Annotated in this window: 18 protein-coding genes; 8 read left to right on the top strand and 10 right to left on the bottom strand. The window is 65.2% G+C overall.

Going from position 1 to position 14,503, the window contains the following annotated elements:
• Positions 1-94 precede the first annotated feature (94 nt).
• The 9 genes from ABIB28_RS07935 to ABIB28_RS07895 all read right to left on the bottom strand — a co-directional run bounded on the left by ABIB28_RS07935 (position 95) and on the right by ABIB28_RS07895 (position 5,682).
• Entirely contained in the window at positions 95-436 is a 342-nt protein-coding gene (locus ABIB28_RS07935) for a DUF1491 family protein (protein ID WP_322161543.1), read from the bottom strand.
• Complete coding sequence (locus tag ABIB28_RS07930; protein ID WP_354287634.1) at positions 433-903, bottom strand: PaaI family thioesterase; 471 nt, start codon at positions 901-903, stop codon at positions 433-435. Before ABIB28_RS07930 ends, ABIB28_RS07935 begins: the two co-directional genes overlap by 4 nt.
• A complete protein-coding gene (locus ABIB28_RS07925) occupies positions 893-1,360 on the bottom strand; it encodes a PTS sugar transporter subunit IIA (protein WP_354287632.1) in 468 nt (155 codons plus the stop codon). The genes ABIB28_RS07930 and ABIB28_RS07925 overlap by 11 nt, the downstream gene beginning before the upstream one ends.
• A gap of 115 nt (positions 1,361-1,475) precedes the next feature.
• Positions 1,476-2,063 (bottom strand): ribosome hibernation-promoting factor, HPF/YfiA family, encoded by a 588-nt coding sequence (gene hpf, locus ABIB28_RS07920; protein WP_133191259.1) that lies wholly within the window; start codon positions 2,061-2,063, stop codon positions 1,476-1,478.
• A gap of 84 nt (positions 2,064-2,147) precedes the next feature.
• A complete protein-coding gene (dnaQ, locus tag ABIB28_RS07915; protein WP_189676518.1) occupies positions 2,148-2,840 on the bottom strand; it encodes a DNA polymerase III subunit epsilon in 693 nt (230 codons plus the stop codon).
• Between the two features lie 4 nt (positions 2,841-2,844).
• On the bottom strand, positions 2,845-3,459 hold the full coding sequence (gene coaE, locus ABIB28_RS07910; protein ID WP_354287630.1) for a dephospho-CoA kinase: 615 nt from the start codon (positions 3,457-3,459) through the stop codon (positions 2,845-2,847).
• Entirely contained in the window at positions 3,456-4,268 is an 813-nt protein-coding gene (locus ABIB28_RS07905; protein WP_354287628.1) for a shikimate dehydrogenase family protein, read from the bottom strand. Before ABIB28_RS07905 ends, coaE begins: the two co-directional genes overlap by 4 nt.
• The gene (locus ABIB28_RS07900) at positions 4,265-4,861 is read right to left on the bottom strand and encodes a Maf family protein (RefSeq protein WP_354287626.1); all 597 of its coding nucleotides are present in this window, start codon (positions 4,859-4,861) and stop codon (positions 4,265-4,267) included. Before ABIB28_RS07900 ends, ABIB28_RS07905 begins: the two co-directional genes overlap by 4 nt.
• Positions 4,858-5,682: a pyruvate, water dikinase regulatory protein gene (locus tag ABIB28_RS07895; RefSeq protein WP_426264512.1), complete on the bottom strand. Its 825-nt coding sequence runs from the start codon at positions 5,680-5,682 to the stop codon at positions 4,858-4,860. Before ABIB28_RS07895 ends, ABIB28_RS07900 begins: the two co-directional genes overlap by 4 nt.
• A 318-nt stretch (positions 5,683-6,000) precedes the next feature.
• On the opposite strand from ABIB28_RS07895, the gene hemE reads away from it, so the two are divergent.
• The 3 genes from hemE to rho all read left to right on the top strand — a co-directional run bounded on the left by hemE (position 6,001) and on the right by rho (position 8,984).
• Positions 6,001-7,032, top strand: a complete 1,032-nt coding sequence (gene hemE / locus ABIB28_RS07890; RefSeq protein WP_354287624.1) for a uroporphyrinogen decarboxylase — start codon at positions 6,001-6,003, stop codon at positions 7,030-7,032.
• Positions 7,029-7,484 (top strand): CopD family protein, encoded by a 456-nt coding sequence (locus ABIB28_RS07885; RefSeq protein WP_354287623.1) that lies wholly within the window; start codon positions 7,029-7,031, stop codon positions 7,482-7,484. Before hemE ends, ABIB28_RS07885 begins: the two co-directional genes overlap by 4 nt.
• Before the next feature lie 243 nt (positions 7,485-7,727).
• Positions 7,728-8,984 carry a transcription termination factor Rho gene (gene rho, locus ABIB28_RS07880; protein WP_133191273.1) on the top strand — a complete coding sequence of 419 codons (1,257 nt, stop codon included), beginning with the start codon at positions 7,728-7,730 and terminating at the stop codon, positions 8,982-8,984.
• Positions 8,985-9,101: 117 nt separating this feature from the next.
• Here rho and ABIB28_RS07875 read toward each other — a convergent pair whose 3' ends face one another.
• Positions 9,102-9,581: a methylated-DNA--[protein]-cysteine S-methyltransferase gene (locus ABIB28_RS07875; RefSeq protein WP_354287621.1), complete on the bottom strand. Its 480-nt coding sequence runs from the start codon at positions 9,579-9,581 to the stop codon at positions 9,102-9,104.
• A 49-nt stretch (positions 9,582-9,630) separates the two neighbouring features.
• On the opposite strand from ABIB28_RS07875, the gene ABIB28_RS07870 reads away from it, so the two are divergent.
• The 5 genes from ABIB28_RS07870 (at position 9,631) to ABIB28_RS07850 (ending at position 14,453) form a co-directional block, all read left to right on the top strand.
• Entirely contained in the window at positions 9,631-9,855 is a 225-nt protein-coding gene (locus ABIB28_RS07870) for a DUF6489 family protein (protein WP_354287619.1), read from the top strand.
• Positions 9,856-9,858: 3 nt separating this feature from the next.
• Positions 9,859-11,145 (top strand): tRNA uridine-5-carboxymethylaminomethyl(34) synthesis GTPase MnmE, encoded by a 1,287-nt coding sequence (gene mnmE, locus ABIB28_RS07865; RefSeq protein WP_354287617.1) that lies wholly within the window; start codon positions 9,859-9,861, stop codon positions 11,143-11,145.
• Positions 11,146-11,206: 61 nt separating this feature from the next.
• Positions 11,207-13,051: a tRNA uridine-5-carboxymethylaminomethyl(34) synthesis enzyme MnmG gene (mnmG, locus tag ABIB28_RS07860; RefSeq protein WP_354287616.1), complete on the top strand. Its 1,845-nt coding sequence runs from the start codon at positions 11,207-11,209 to the stop codon at positions 13,049-13,051.
• Entirely contained in the window at positions 13,048-13,662 is a 615-nt protein-coding gene (locus ABIB28_RS07855; RefSeq protein WP_354287614.1) for a 16S rRNA (guanine(527)-N(7))-methyltransferase RsmG, read from the top strand. The genes mnmG and ABIB28_RS07855 overlap by 4 nt, the downstream gene beginning before the upstream one ends.
• Positions 13,659-14,453 (top strand): ParA family protein, encoded by a 795-nt coding sequence (locus ABIB28_RS07850; protein WP_133191285.1) that lies wholly within the window; start codon positions 13,659-13,661, stop codon positions 14,451-14,453. Before ABIB28_RS07855 ends, ABIB28_RS07850 begins: the two co-directional genes overlap by 4 nt.
• The last annotated feature ends 50 nt before the right edge of the window (positions 14,454-14,503 follow it).

The following is a 14,503-nucleotide window of genomic DNA, read 5'->3' as shown; positions in this document are numbered from 1 at the left end:
ACAGCCCCCCGACTGCGTAATCATTCCGGATCGCACCCGGCACGACACAACGCCCTGACTAGAGCTTTGCCTATCCCTGCGCGGGGCCGCCCGGTCAATCGTCGAGGATCGTTTCTGCGGCGAATCGTTCTGCCGACGGGATATCCAGTTCGATAACCCACAGGTCGGGATCCCGCTCGCGTCGGCGTCGCCAATAGGTATCGCACGTCATCGGATCGCTCGCGCCGCTTGGCCCTGCGGCAATGAGCGCCCGTTTGCCGAGCGAGTCCCGTCCGCGCTCGACCAGCCGTGAGCGCCCCGGACCATCGTTCAAAATCATCAGGATCGCGCCGGAATCTGCGTCACCCCTGGCCCGCACCATCCCCATCCCACCAGCATCGTTGACGCGTTTGAGCAGGGCCGACACCAGAATTCCGCTCGCCAGCGTGTCGCTCATGCAGGGCGGTACCCGGGCAATCCGGCAAGCGCGATCTGCGAGCGCATGAAGGTGCCGGTGCCACGCGCAGCTTCATTGCCGCTCGCATCGATCAAGCGCGCCTCGGCGACGAACACACGCCGATGCCCCGATACCCAACGGCCCTCTGCAATCACCGGCCCCGCGCGCAGCGGCTTGGTCAGCAGCAGATTGTACGCGGTGGTCAGCAAGAAGCGATCGGTCACGAGGCTGTTCGCGGCATAGAACGCAGCGTCGTCGAGCATCTTGAAATAGCTCGTGCCGTGCGCGGCGCCCGCGGCGTGAAAGTAGCGCTCGTCGATCGTGAAATGGATCCGCGCGAGCCCGGCTTCGGGGATTTCAAGCGTCGACTCGAACAAGCGATTGATCGGTGCCGCGGCATAGAGCGATTCGAGCGCACGGAAATGCGCCTGTTCTCCCGCCGGGGCCGGGCCGTCGTTAAGCGGCATCGCACGTCTGATCGGCGGACAGCAACGCGACAAGCGCATCGCGCGACCCTGCCCCGCGCAGTTTCGCGACGAACGCCTGATCGCGCAGCGCACGCGACACGCGCGCCAGCGCCTTGAGATGAGTCGCACCGGCATCGGGTGGCGACAGCAGCATGAAGACGATGTCGACGGGCATGTCGTCAACCGAGTCGAAATCGATCGGCTGGGCGAGCCGGGCGAAAACGCCGCAGACGCGGTCCAGCCCGGGCAACTTGCCGTGCGGCGTCGCAACGCCCCCGCCGAACCCGGTCGAACCGAGCTTCTCGCGCGTCCCGACCACTTCGGACACCGCGCTGGTATCTACTCCGTATACGCTCGCCGCGGTCGCTGCGAGCTGCTGGAACAGCGCCTTGCGCGTGCCTGCGCTGACGCGTTCGAGCACGGCGTCGGACGCGAGAATATCGTGCAGATCGGTCATGTTAGTCCTTGGGCCCGCCCAAAGCGGAGGCTTTGAGCGAGCCCATAGCGCCGATCGGTCATCGGCGAAAGCACGAGCCTTATGCTAGGACATCGGCGCCGTGCCGCTGATGGCCTTACGCTTCGCGGTGCGGCTCGACCCAGCCGATCGTCCCGTCACCACGGCGATAGACCATGTTGTAGGTGCCCGATACGCTGTTGCGGAACAGCAAGGCCGCGGTGTTGCGCAGGTCGAGCATCATCACGGCATCGGACACCGAGGCATCGGGCACGTCGACGCGCGTTTCTGCGACGATCAGCGGGAAGTCCTCGACCTCCTCTTCAGTGGTGCTCTCCTGGAACAGCGTATAGCCGGCATTCTCGGCATCGGCCGCTTGTGCCGCCGCTGCACTCGCCACCCCGGCATTGCGATCCTTGAGGCGGCGCATGTAGCGCCGCAGCTGCTTCTCAACCTTGGCGGCGGCAGCGTCGAAGGCGAGATGCGCATCCGCGGCATCGCCATGTGCCTTGAGGATCAACCCCTGCATCACGTGCGCGACGATGTCGGCGGTGAAGCGATTGTCGTGCGGCCCCTTGCCGAAGGTGACCTGCGCCGAGATGGCGCGCGCGAAATATTTGGTGGCTATGCCCTGGAGTCGCTCGTCGACATGGGTCCTGAGCGCCTCGCCCGTTTCGACCTGATGGCCGGAAACCCGAATATCCATGAGCATTCTCCTTAGCTGGCCGATGTCGCTTTGACGATCATCGGCGGTAGACGACGCCTGTCGGGCGCCTCGACCCCCTTAAACTCAAGACAGTGCCGGATCGCTCCCCCACAACGGATTGACCACGGTTTTGAGGAACGCCGCATGCCGGGCGAGTTCGCTCTCGGCGGCTGCGAAGATACGCGCCGGACGCACCGTCGTCGGCGGGGTCGACTGCGTCGGCGCCATGTCCTCGATCACTTCGCTGACCAGGCCGAGCCCGATCTGTCGACCGCCGGTGAGCTCGACATAGACTTGCGAGAGCAATTGCGCGTCGAGCAACGCGCCGTGGACGGTGCGATGGCTACGATCGATGCCGTAGCGGTTACACAGCGCATCGAGGCTATGCTTGGCGCCGGGGTGGCGCATCCGCGCCATCGCGACGGTATCGACCATCCGGTGCAGCCCAACGGTCGCGCGGCCGCAGCGCTGCAGTTCGCCGTTGAGGAAGCCGAAATCGAAGCTCGCATTGTGCGCGACGAGCGGGCTGTCGCCGATGAAATCGAGCAAATCCTCGACCAGCTGCGGGAATAGCGGCTTGTCGGCGAGGAACGCGTCGCTCAGCCCGTGGACGCGCTGCGCCTCGGGCGGCATCGTGCGCTCGGGGTGAAAATAGGCGTGGAAGGTGCGCCCGGTCTCGACCTTGTTGACCATCTCGAGACAGCCGATCTCGACCATGCGGTCGCCATCGGAAAAACTGAAGCCTGTGGTCTCGGTATCGAAAACGATCTCGCGCATAAGTCTAGGATAGTGGGGTCTCGCGCCCTTCGAGGCAAGCGATGATGGCGCTAACCGCACGCCGCGTCGCATCGATCGACCCGCCCGTCGGCACGACGAAGTCGGCGCGCGTGACTTTATCCCCGTCCGGCAACTGCCTGGCGAGAATCGCGTCGAGCTTTTCGGGCGTCATTCCGGTGCGGGCGAGCACCCGCGCACGTTGAATCTCGGGCGGGGCGGACACGACGACGACGCGATCGACTCGCGACTCGCCACCCGTTTCGAACAGCAAGGGAACGTCGAACAGCACGATCGGCGCGCTCGCATGCGCCGCCAGGAAGGCCGCGCGCTCCTCGCCGACCGCCGGATGGACGATCGCTTCGAGCCGCGCGAGTGCCGCCGGGTCGCCGAGCACCTTGGCGCCGAGCGCAGCGCGATCGACGCCATTCGGCCCGGTCACGCCGGGAAAGGCAGACTCGATCGCGGCGACGGTGCGGCCACCCGGCCCTTGCAGCACGTGCACCGCGGCGTCGGCGTCGAACACCGGCACGCCGGCGTCGGCGAACATCGCGGCAACGGTCGATTTGCCCATGCCGATCGACCCGGTCAGCCCGATCGTGATCGGCCGCTCGGCCGTCATGCGGTCAGCAGCGCGCGGAGCTCGTCGTCGCTCGCCTCGTCGCGCGGTGGGGCGACGCCAAAGAACAGCTCGAACGCGAGCGCGGCCTGGCCGATCAGCATATCGAGTCCGTCGACCGTCTCGAGCTCGCGGTCGCGCGCCGCCGCCAGGAGGCGCGTCTCGAGCGGTGCATAAACGACGTCATACACCACTGCATCCTCGGGCAATGGCGCCAGATCGAGCTCGAGCGGGGGTTGCCCGACCATCCCGAGTGCGCTCGCATTGACCAACAAGGCCGCGGCCGGGAGCGTCGCATCGAGCGGCAGCGCCTTGCCCTTGAGCCCGAACGATGACAGCAACGCCGCCGCCTTGAGCATGTTGCGGTTGAGGATCGTCACCGGACCGACGTCGAGCCGTGCGAGCGCGAACAACACCGCGCGTGCCGCCCCCCCTGCCCCGATCACCACGACCGGCGCGCCGGCAAGATCGAGCTGGTTGATCGGCGCATAGAAGCCAGCGGCATCGGTGTTGGTCAGGATCACCTTGCCGTCCTCACCGCGGAACACGGTATTGGCCGCGCCGATCGTCGCGCGGACGCCACCGGGATCGGGAACATGGTCGAACACCGCGATCTTGTGCGGGATCGTCACGTTACAGCCGCGCCAGGCGGGATCGGCACTGCGCGCCTCGAAATACGCTGCCAGCCCGTCGGCAGCGACCTGACAGAGGTGATATTCGGCATCGAGCGCGAGGCGTTCGATCCAGAAGCCGTGGATCAACGGCGATTTGGAATGCGCGATCGGATCGCCGATCACTTCGGCCAGCATCATGACGCCATAACTCCCCGAACCCGCAGATAATCGAGCACCGGCAGCAAAGGCAGGCCGAGCACGGTGAACTGGCTCCCCTCGATCCGGCTGAACAATTGCGCGCCCGGGCCCTCGATCCGATAGCAACCGACACAGCCGGCAATTTCGGGCCATTCGAGGTCGAGATAGGTCTCGATGAACGCCTCGGACAGCGGGCGCACGTGCATCCGCGCGCGATCGACGACGCGCCACACCGGACGGCCGCCTTCGGCCATCACCGCGGCGCTGACGAGTTCATGGCGCTTGCCCGACAGCCGGCGCAGATGCGCGCCCGCCTCGGCCCGGTCGCGTGGCTTGTCGAGCATCGACCCATCCTCGAGCGCGACGACCGAGTCGCAACCGAGCACAAGCGCTTGCCCCTCACCCGACGAAACCTTGATCGCCTTCAGTTCGGCCAAGGCATCGGCCATGTCGCGCGCGGCGAGCCCTTCGCCGAGCAACGCCGCCTTTGCCGATTCCTCATCGACGCCGGCCGAGACCGCGACGAACGGGACATTTGCCGCGGTCAGCATGGCGCGCCGCGAGGCGCTTTGCGAGGCCAGCAGGAGCTTCATGCTTCACCTCGTGTTTCGCCGCGGCGTTCGCCGACGAGCGCAATGATCGCCGCTGCGGTTTCCTCGATCGAGCGCCGCGTGACGTCGATCACCGGCCAGCCATTGTCGGCGAACATCCGCCGCGCATAGGCGACTTCGCGCGTCACCGCTTCTTGGTCGACATAAGCGGTGGTGGTCGTTTCATTCAGCGACAGCAACCGGTTGCGGCGCACCTGGATCAGCCGATCGGCGCTCGTCGTAAGGCCGACGATGATCGGGTTCTTCAACGTGAAGAGATTTTCGGGCGGCGGGCTTTCGACGACGATCGGGATGTTCGCGGTCTTGAAGCCGCGATTGGCGAGATAGATCGACGTCGGCGTCTTCGAAGACCGCGACACGCCTGCGAGCAGGATGTCCGCTTCTTCCCACTCCTCGGCCAGGATCCCGTCGTCATGCGCGATCGTGAACTGAATCGCATCGACCCGCGCGAAATACGCGGCGTCGAGCACGTGCTGCCGCCCCGGGCGGGCCTTCGCCGCCTGACCAAGCAAGCCCGACAGCGCGCCCGTCACCGCATCAAGCGGCGCGACCGCGGGGAGCCCGAGCGTACGACAGCGCGTCTCGAGCGTGCGCCGCGTCTCGCTGTTCACCAAAGTGAACAGCACCAGCCCGGGATTTTGCGAGATTTCCTGCAAAATGCGCTCGAGATGCGCCTCGGTCCGCACCATCGGCCAGAAATGCCGGATCGTCTCGACATCGTCATATTGCGCGAGCGCGGCCTTGGCGATGTTCTCGAGCGTTTCGCCGGTCGAATCCGACAAAAGATGGAGATGCAGGCGCATCAGAGACGGGTGCGGGGCGAAACTGTGGACAACATGGGGGCAAGCGCTAGCGCAACTTTGCCCGTCCGCAAAGCCGAGCGACCGCGGTGCATAACCCTCATGCTATCCACAATCGCGCAAACACCCCATGGTTCCCCCCACAGCCTGTGGATAATGGGGACGAGCACGCCGACTCAAGGCGTGCGCGTCGATTGCGCCGCGTCAATCTGTTGGCATTTTGGGGATGGCGGCATAAGCCCCGTTATCAACGTGCCAACAACCACTTCAACCTTTTAAGATTCTAGATTCTTATAGAAGTAGGGTGAGGAAAGACCGACCGTGCTGACGCAAAACAAGCCGCTGCTCGCCACGCTCAAGGGTGAGCGTGCCTCCACCCCGCCAATCTGGCTGATGCGCCAGGCGGGACGCTATCTCCCCGAATATCGCGCGCTCCGGGCCGAGAAGGGCGGGTTCCTCGCTTTGGTCAATGACAGTGAAGCGGCAGCCGAAGTAACGATCCAGCCGATCCGGCGCTTCGGCTTCGACGGTGCGATCCTGTTCTCGGATATCCTGATGGTCCCCTCGGCGCTGGGACAGGGTCTGAGCTTCGGTGTCGGCGAAGGACCGGCGCTGACGCCCCCGCTCGTCGATCATGCGCTGGAAAGCCTTCAGGCGGCGCCTGAGCGGCTTGATCCGGTGTATGCGACTGTGCGCCTGGTCACAGCGCAATTGCCGCCACAGACCACCTTCCTCGGCTTTGCTGGAAGCCCGTGGACCGTCGCCACTTATATGGTCGCAGGACATGGCAGCAAGGATCAGGGCGAGACGCGGCGTTTCGCGTATGGCGACCCTGCCGCTTTTGGTCGGATCATCACCGCGATCGCCGATTGCACGATCGAATATCTGTCACGCCAGATCGAGGCCGGCGTCGAGGCGGTGCAGCTGTTCGACAGCTGGGCCGGCAGCCTCAGCCCCGCGCAGTTCGAGCGCTGGGTGATCGCCCCTAATGCCGCGATCGTCGCGGCGCTGCATGAGCGCCACCCCGGCGTCCCGGTGATCGGCTTTCCCAAGGGCGCGGGCGAAAAGCTTCCTGCCTATGCGCGCGAGACCGGGGTCGATGCGCTCGGGCTCGACGAAACGATCGACCCCGAATGGGCCGCGCGGACGCTTCCGCAGGGGATGCCGGTGCAGGGCAATCTCGATCCGCTCGTCCTGATCGCCGGGGGAGCGGCGATGGAACAGGCCGCGTCGCGCATCCTCACCGCGTTCGCCGATCGGCCGCACATCTTCAACCTCGGCCACGGCATCCTGCAGGACACGCCGATCCCGCATGTCGAGCAGTTGCTCGCCTATGTCCGGAGCGCGCGATGATCGGGATGCTCGGCAATGCCTATCCGTGGATGAAGGCAGCGCATCTGATCTTCGTCATCTTCTGGATGGCGGGGCTGTTCATGCTGCCGCGCTATCTGGTGTATCATCAGGAAGCCGCGATCGGCTCGCCCGAGGCGGCGCAATGGGTCGAGCGCGAAGCCAAGATCCGCAAGATCATCCTGACGCCTGCGATGGTCGTCGTCTGGATGCTCGGCCTGACACTCGGCGCCAATCTCGGGCTGTTCTCGGGCGCGAGCGGGCTCGGCTGGCTGCACCTCAAGCTGCTGCTGGTGGTGATCCTCAGCGGGTATCACGGTTGGGCGGTCGGCTATTCGAAGAAGCTCGCGGCGGGCAAGCCGACGCTCACCGGGCGGCAATTGCGGCTGATCAATGAAGTGCCGGCGGTGCTGGTGACGTTCATCGTCATCCTTGCGATCGTCCAGCCGTTCTGAGGTGCTGAAGCCCTCTGCGCGTGGGACGCGACGCGTGCGGAGGGCGACCGATAACCGCGCTCTTCAGCACTTGCGCAAAAACCGCCAAGCCTTGACGCGCCGCGCGCCGGATCGTATCTCGAGCGCCGTGTCACGATGCGGCGGGTCCACCCGTTCGGTCGCGGCATCCTTCCTCTAGCATCGTCGCGTATCTGTCGCCGACCGAAGCTCCCCCCTCGCATCTTCATGCCCCGGACGCCCTCCATGCATCTCAAAGACCTCAAGAACAAAAAGCCGGCCGAACTGGTCGCGATGGCCGAGGAGCTCGGCATCGAGAGCGCATCGACGCTGCGCAAGCAGGATCTGATGTTCGCGATCCTCAAGGTTCAGGCCGAAGAGGGCGAGGAAATCATGGGGCTCGGCACGATCGAAGTGCTGCCCGACGGCTTTGGCTTTCTGCGCAGCCCCGAGGCGAATTATCTCGCCGGTCCTGACGACATCTACATCTCGCCCAACCAGGTCCGTAAGTTCGGCCTGCGCACTGGCGACACGGTCGAAGGCGAGATCCGCGGGCCGAAGGATGGCGAACGCTATTTCGCGCTGACCAAGCTGACCGCGGTCAATTTCGACAATCCCGACGCGGTTCGTCATCGCGTCAATTTCGACAATCTGACGCCGCTCTATCCCGACGAGAAGCTCACGCTCGATCCCGCCGATCCGACCGTCAAGGACAAGTCGGCGCGAGTCATCGACATCATCTCGCCGCAGGGCAAGGGCCAGCGCACGCTGATCGTCGCGCCGCCGCGCGTCGGCAAGACGGTGATGCTGCAGAACATCGCCAAGGCGATCACCGACAACCACCCCGAGGTGTTCCTGATCGTCCTGCTGATCGACGAGCGCCCCGAGGAAGTGACCGACATGCAGCGTTCGGTGAAGGGCGAAGTCGTCTCCTCGACTTTCGACGAGCCCGCGACTCGCCACGTGCAAGTCGCTGAAATGGTGATCGAAAAGGCCAAGCGCCTGGTCGAGCACAAGAAGGATGTCGTGATCCTGCTCGACTCGATCACGCGTCTCGGCCGTGCCTACAACACCGTCGTGCCGTCGTCGGGCAAGGTGCTGACCGGCGGTGTCGACGCCAATGCACTGCAGCGGCCGAAGCGCTTCTTCGGTGCCGCGCGCAACATCGAGGAAGGCGGTTCGCTCTCGATCATCGCGACCGCGCTCATCGACACCGGCAGCCGCATGGACGAAGTGATCTTCGAGGAATTCAAGGGCACGGGTAACTCCGAAATCGTGCTCGACCGCAAGGTTGCCGACAAGCGGATCTTCCCAGCGCTCGATGTCGGCAAGTCGGGCACGCGCAAGGAAGAGCTGCTGGTCGATCAAAGCAAGCTGTCGAAGATGTGGGTGCTGCGCCGCATCCTCATGCAGATGGGCACGATCGACTCGATGGAGTTCCTGCTCGACAAGATGAAGAATTCGAAGACCAACGAAGATTTCTTCGACAGCATGAATCAATAGCCGAGTGCGGCCGGCGGCAGGCTGCCGCCGGACTCGCACCGGCTCGGCCGGCGGGCGCAATTCCGCGCCCGACCGACGGCATGGGCTTTGCCCATGCCCGCCCCGCGAACCAAATCCCTAAAGCAGCAAATCCCGCCGACCGCGCCGCTCGAACGCGAGCAGCCATTGCTTGGTGATCGGCCCCTCCCCCGCCGAATACGCGCCGAGCGATCCCGAGGCATTGAGCACGCGGTGGCATGGCACCACGATCGGGAACGGATTGCGCGCGCAGGCTTGCCCGATCGCCCGCGCACTCGACCCAGCACGCTTGGCGAGCGCTCCGTAGCTCACCGTATCGCCATAGGGGATCGCGACCATCGCGGTACGCAGTGCCGCACCGCGTTCGGACGCTGCGGCTGACAAAGCCAGATCGAAGGTCGTCAGTGTTCCCGCAAACCATGCGGTCAGTTGCTCGGCGGCGGCACGTACTGGTGCGGTCGCCCCCGCCACAAGCGGTGCCTCCCCGCTGAGCGTGATCGCATGGAGTTCGCGGTCATCGCCGCTGATCGTGATCACGCCGACGGGCGTTGCGATCCGGGCCATATCGCGCGCATACATGAGCAGACTATGCCGCCGGGCTCGTGCCGGCTCAAGCGGAGACGCCGTAATGAAGATCAACGTCGAGATCGATTGTACCCCCCAAGAGGCGCGTGCTTTCATGGGGCTCCCGGATCTCACGCCGATCCACGATAAGTATCTGTCGATGATGACCGATTCGATGGATGGCGTCGTTTCGCCCGACCTGATCGAGAACATGATGCGAAGCTGGGCGCCGATCAGCGATGCGAGCATGGGACTGTGGCGGACGATGTTCGAGCGCGCAGCGAAATAAGCCGTGGCGGACGACACGATCTTTGCCTGCTCGAGCGGCCCGCCGCCGGCGGCGATCGCGATCATGCGGATAAGCGGGCCGTCGGCGATGGCGGTTGCAGCGGCGCTCGCCGGGACCTTGCCGTCACCGCGCGTGGCGGGCGTGCGTGCGTTGCGCGATCCTGCCGACCGGCGATTGCTCGATCGTGCGCTGGTCCTGACCTTTCCGGCTCCGCGTACCGCGACGGGTGAGGATCTGGTCGAACTCCATCTTCACGGCGGGCGTGCGGTGGTGGCGGCGGTTGGCGATGTGCTGGCTGCGCAACCGGGTCTGCGCGCCGCCGAGCCGGGGGAATTCACGCGCCGTGCGTTGACCAACGGTGTGCTCGATCTGACCGAAGCTGAAGGCCTCGGCGATCTGCTGAGCGCCGAGACCGAGACGCAGCGTCGTGCAGCGCTTCGGATTGCGGAAGGCGGATTGCGCACCGTCATCGAAGACTGGTCGGACCGGTTGGTGACAGTGGCTGCGAGCATCGAAGCGCAGCTCGATTTCTCCGACGAAGATGACGTGCCCGACGAAGCGGTCGAGGCTATCACGACCAACATCGCAGGCATTGCCGATGCGATGGCTGCGCTGCTCGCGACGCCGCCGGTCGAGCGTCTGCACGACGGCGTACGCGTGGTGATAGCCGGGCCCCCCAATAGTGGGAAATCGACGCTCCTCAATGTGCTCGCGGCGCGCGACGTGGCGATCGTCTCGCCATTGTCGGGGACGACGCGCGACCGGATCGAGGCCGCGGTCACGCGTGGGGGAATCGCCTATCTGCTCACCGATACAGCCGGTCTGACGGATACGCCCAACGACATCGTCGAAGAGATCGGCATTGCGCGTGCCGAGGCGGCGATGGGCTCGGCGGATATCGTGCTGTGGCTGGGCGATACCCCGCCCACCGATCCGAGCCATATCGCGGTACACGCGCGTGCAGACCTGTCGTCGCGCTCGTCCCCTCCCCCTTTCGCTGAGCTCGTTGTTTCGGCCGAGAGCGGGGCTGGCATTGGCGAGTTGTGGGCGCGGCTCGCCGCGGAGGCGCAAGCGCTTCTTCCGGGCGCCGATGCGATTGCGACAAATGATCGTCAACGGTCGTTGCTGCGCGAAAGCGAGCAACATCTCCGCCGGGCGGGACACGGCGATTTGTTGATCGTCGCAGAGGAGGTGCGCTGCGCGATGCGCTCGCTCAACGCGATCACGGGGCGCACCGGGACCGAGGATGTGCTCGACGCGATCTTCTCGCGCTTCTGCATCGGTAAGTGATGTTCCACGTGGAACACGGTCGGCTTTGACAGATCGCGGCGAGCCATTTAGCGCGAAGCCCATGAACGATTTCGACGTCATCGTAGTGGGTGGCGGGCACGCCGGCACCGAGGCTGCCGCTGCAGCGGCGCGGCGCGGCGCACGGACCGCATTGATCACCTTTGATCCTGCGAAAGTGGGTGCGATGTCGTGCAACCCCGCGATCGGGGGTCTCGGCAAGGGGCATCTTGTCCGCGAGGTCGATGCATTCGACGGCCTGATGGCGCGCGCGACCGATGCGGCGGGTATCCACTACCGCATGCTCAACCGCAGCAAGGGCGCAGCCGTTCAGGGCCCACGCGTGCAGGCGGACCGACGCCGCTACGCGGCAGCGATCAACGCGATGCTAGCACAGCAAGTAGGGTTGGAGATTATCGGTGGGGAAGTCGCCGGTCTCCTGCTGAGCGAGAGCGGGAGCGTCGCAGGTGTTCGCTTGGCCGATGGTACGGTGCTTCATACCCGCGCGGTCGTGCTCGCTACGGGCACCTTCCTCGGCGGCCGGATGTTCTGTGGTGAGGAACGGTCCGAAGGCGGGCGTGTCGGGGAAGCAGGCGCGTCCCTGCTCGCGCAGCAGCTACGCGCTGCCAACCTCCCGATGGCGCGCCTCAAGACCGGGACGCCGCCGCGACTCGATGGCCGCACGATCGACTGGGCGCGGCTGGCGCAGCAGGAAAGCGACGCCGGGCCTTGGACGATGTCACCCGTTTCGACGCATCGCCCCCTGCCCCAGCTTCACTGCGCGATCACGAGGACGACGCCGCAGACGCATGACATCATTCGCTCCGGGCTCGACCGATCGCCGCTGTTCGGCGGCGCAATCGCCGGCGCAGGCCCGCGCTACTGTCCGTCGATCGAGGACAAGATCCACCGCTTCGGAGACCGCGACGGCCATCAGATCTTCCTCGAACCCGAGGGTCTCGATGATCCGACGATCTATCCCAACGGCATTTCGACATCGCTGCCCGTCGACATCCAGGCGGCGATGCTTCGCTCAATCCCCGGGCTCGAGGCCACGACGATGCTCACGCCGGGATACGCTGTCGAATATGACCATATCGACCCGCGCGCGCTGGCTGCCACGCTGGAGGTCCGCGCGCTCGAAGGTTTGTATTGCTGCGGGCAAATCAATGGCACGACTGGATATGAAGAAGCCGCCGGCCAGGGCTTGATGGCGGGGCTCAATGCAGCGGCGCGCGCGCTCGAGCGGCCCGAGATCGTGCTCGACCGAGCATCGTCGTATCTCGGTGTGATGATCGACGACCTGGTGCTGCAAGGCATTACCGAACCCTATCGCATGCTTACCGCTCGCGCCGAATACCGGCTGCGATTGCGCGCCGACAATGCCGAGACACGCTTGAGCCCGATAGCGGCTGAGCTTGGATGCTTGTCGCCCGCGCGGATTGAGCGGCTTGCGGATCGGATCGAGCGCCGTGGCGAAATCGAGCAAGTGCTCGACCAGACGGTGCCAAGCGAAACGCTCACGATGCGCGGAGCGGTGATCGGCAGCGATCCCGAACGCCGATCGGGCGCCGCATGGCTGCGCGTGGCGGGTGTGACACTCGAGATGGTGGCCCCAGACCTCCTCGAACGCATGGATGCCGATCTGCTTGCCGAAGCAACCGAGGACGCGCGCTACGCCCCCTATCTCGCACGGCAGGAATCCGAAGTTACGGCGATGCGCTCGCATGACACGATCGCCGTACCCGATGGCTTGCACTTCGCGACCGTCCCCGGGCTATCGAGCGAGATGATCGAACGGCTCGAGACCGCACGCCCCACTACGCTCGCAGCGGCGGGTCGTATTCGTGGCATCACTCCGGCGGCGCTGACGGCGATCCTCCTGCAGATCCGAAAGAAGGCAGCGTGACCGAGGACGAAGCGCGGGACTGGGTCTCGCAGCACTTTGGCGACGACGGGCTCGCGGCGATGCAACAACTCGTCGAGATCGTCACCGCCGAAAGCGCACAGCAGAATCTGATTGCACCCTCGACGCTGGGCGCGATGTGGGCACGCCACATTGTCGATTCCGCGCAACTGCTGATGGTCGCCCCCAAGGACGCGGGGGTATGGCTCGACATCGGGAGCGGTGCCGGTTTCCCAGGACTGGTGGTCGCTGCGCTCACTGATAGACCGGTCTGGCTGGTCGAGCCGCGTCGCCGCCGCGCGGACTTTCTGGTGCAAGCGGCGGAGGCGATGGGGGTCGGCGATCGCGTTACGGTGAAGTGCGCGCGGATCGAGGATGTCCTTGTCGATGCAAGGATTATTTCGGCGCGCGCCGTCGCATCGTTGGACAGTCTTTTCGCCTGGGGTGCGAAGTGCGCATCTTCCGCAACGTGCTGGATTCTGCCAAAAGGGCGGACGGCGCTGGCAGATGTCACCGCCGCGCAGCTAGCATGGGACGGGGTGTTTCACGTGGAACACAGTATCACCGATCCCGACTCGCTGATCGTTCTTGCATCAGGGGTGACACGCCGATGAACGTCATTGCCGTCGCGAACCAGAAGGGCGGTGTCGGAAAGACGACGACCGCGATCAACCTCGGCACTGCGCTTGCTGCAACCGGGCTGCGGGTGTTGCTGCTCGATCTCGATCCGCAAGGCAATTGCTCGACGGGGCTCGGCATCGCGCGCGCCGACCGGCATCACTCGACCTACGATATCCTGCTCGGCGAGACATCGATCGACGTCGCCGCGATGCCGACGTGCGTCCCCAAGCTCGACATCGTACCCGCGACGGTCGACCTCTCGGGTGCCGAGATCGAGCTGGTCGAATATGAGGAGCGTACGCATCGCCTGTCGCGCGCCCTCGCCCGCTCGGATCATCGCTGGGACGTCGTGCTGATCGATTGTCCGCCGTCACTCGGTCTGTTGACACTCAATGCGATGGTCGCGTCGAATTCGCTGCTCGTGCCGCTGCAGTGCGAATTCTTCGCGCTCGAAGGGCTCAGCCAGCTGTTGAGCACCGTCGAGCGGATCCGCGAGCGCTTCAACCCCGCGCTGTCGATCATGGGTGTCGCCCTGACGATGCACGACCGCCGCAACCGGCTGACCGATCAAGTCTCGAACGACGTTCGCGCGGTGCTGGGTCGCGTGGTGTTCGACACGGTGATTCCGCGCAACGTGCGTTTGTCCGAGGCGCCGAGCCACGGCTTGCCGGCATTGATCTACGATTATCGCTGCCCCGGCTCCGAAGCCTATATCGCGCTCGCGCGTGAATTGATCGCGCGCCTGCCCGCCTTCGATACCCCGCAACCTGCAAGGGCCGCATGACCGACTCGACGCCTCCGATTGCACGCCCGAAGCCGCGTTCGGGACTGGGC

The organism is Sphingomonas sp. UYEF23, assembly GCF_040546165.1.
GTDB lineage: Bacteria > Pseudomonadota > Alphaproteobacteria > Sphingomonadales > Sphingomonadaceae > Sphingomonas > Sphingomonas glacialis.
Note: the sequence above shows the minus strand (reverse complement) of the source record. Positions and strands in the feature narration are given on the sequence as shown.

What these genes read in the sequence shown, in the direction of transcription:
- ABIB28_RS07935 (WP_322161543.1), bottom strand. Translation starts at nt 436, where the DNA reads ATGAGCGACACGCTGGCGAGCGGAATTCTGGTGTCGGCCCTGCTCAAA.
- ABIB28_RS07930 (WP_354287634.1), bottom strand. Translation starts at nt 903, where the DNA reads ATGCCGCTTAACGACGGCCCGGCCCCGGCGGGAGAACAGGCGCATTTC.
- ABIB28_RS07925 (WP_354287632.1), bottom strand. Translation starts at nt 1,360, where the DNA reads ATGACCGATCTGCACGATATTCTCGCGTCCGACGCCGTGCTCGAACGC.
- hpf (WP_133191259.1), bottom strand. Translation starts at nt 2,063, where the DNA reads ATGGATATTCGGGTTTCCGGCCATCAGGTCGAAACGGGCGAGGCGCTC.
- dnaQ (WP_189676518.1), bottom strand. Translation starts at nt 2,840, where the DNA reads ATGCGCGAGATCGTTTTCGATACCGAGACCACAGGCTTCAGTTTTTCC.
- coaE (WP_354287630.1), bottom strand. Translation starts at nt 3,459, where the DNA reads ATGACGGCCGAGCGGCCGATCACGATCGGGCTGACCGGGTCGATCGGC.
- ABIB28_RS07905 (WP_354287628.1), bottom strand. Translation starts at nt 4,268, where the DNA reads ATGATGCTGGCCGAAGTGATCGGCGATCCGATCGCGCATTCCAAATCG.
- ABIB28_RS07900 (WP_354287626.1), bottom strand. Translation starts at nt 4,861, where the DNA reads ATGAAGCTCCTGCTGGCCTCGCAAAGCGCCTCGCGGCGCGCCATGCTG.
- ABIB28_RS07895 (WP_426264512.1), bottom strand. Translation starts at nt 5,682, where the DNA reads ATGCGCCTGCATCTCCATCTTTTGTCGGATTCGACCGGCGAAACGCTC.
- ABIB28_RS07885 (WP_354287623.1), top strand. Translation starts at nt 7,029, where the DNA reads ATGATCGGGATGCTCGGCAATGCCTATCCGTGGATGAAGGCAGCGCAT.
- rho (WP_133191273.1), top strand. Translation starts at nt 7,728, where the DNA reads ATGCATCTCAAAGACCTCAAGAACAAAAAGCCGGCCGAACTGGTCGCG.
- ABIB28_RS07875 (WP_354287621.1), bottom strand. Translation starts at nt 9,581, where the DNA reads ATGTATGCGCGCGATATGGCCCGGATCGCAACGCCCGTCGGCGTGATC.
- ABIB28_RS07870 (WP_354287619.1), top strand. Translation starts at nt 9,631, where the DNA reads ATGAAGATCAACGTCGAGATCGATTGTACCCCCCAAGAGGCGCGTGCT.
- mnmG (WP_354287616.1), top strand. Translation starts at nt 11,207, where the DNA reads ATGAACGATTTCGACGTCATCGTAGTGGGTGGCGGGCACGCCGGCACC.
- ABIB28_RS07850 (WP_133191285.1), top strand. Translation starts at nt 13,659, where the DNA reads ATGAACGTCATTGCCGTCGCGAACCAGAAGGGCGGTGTCGGAAAGACG.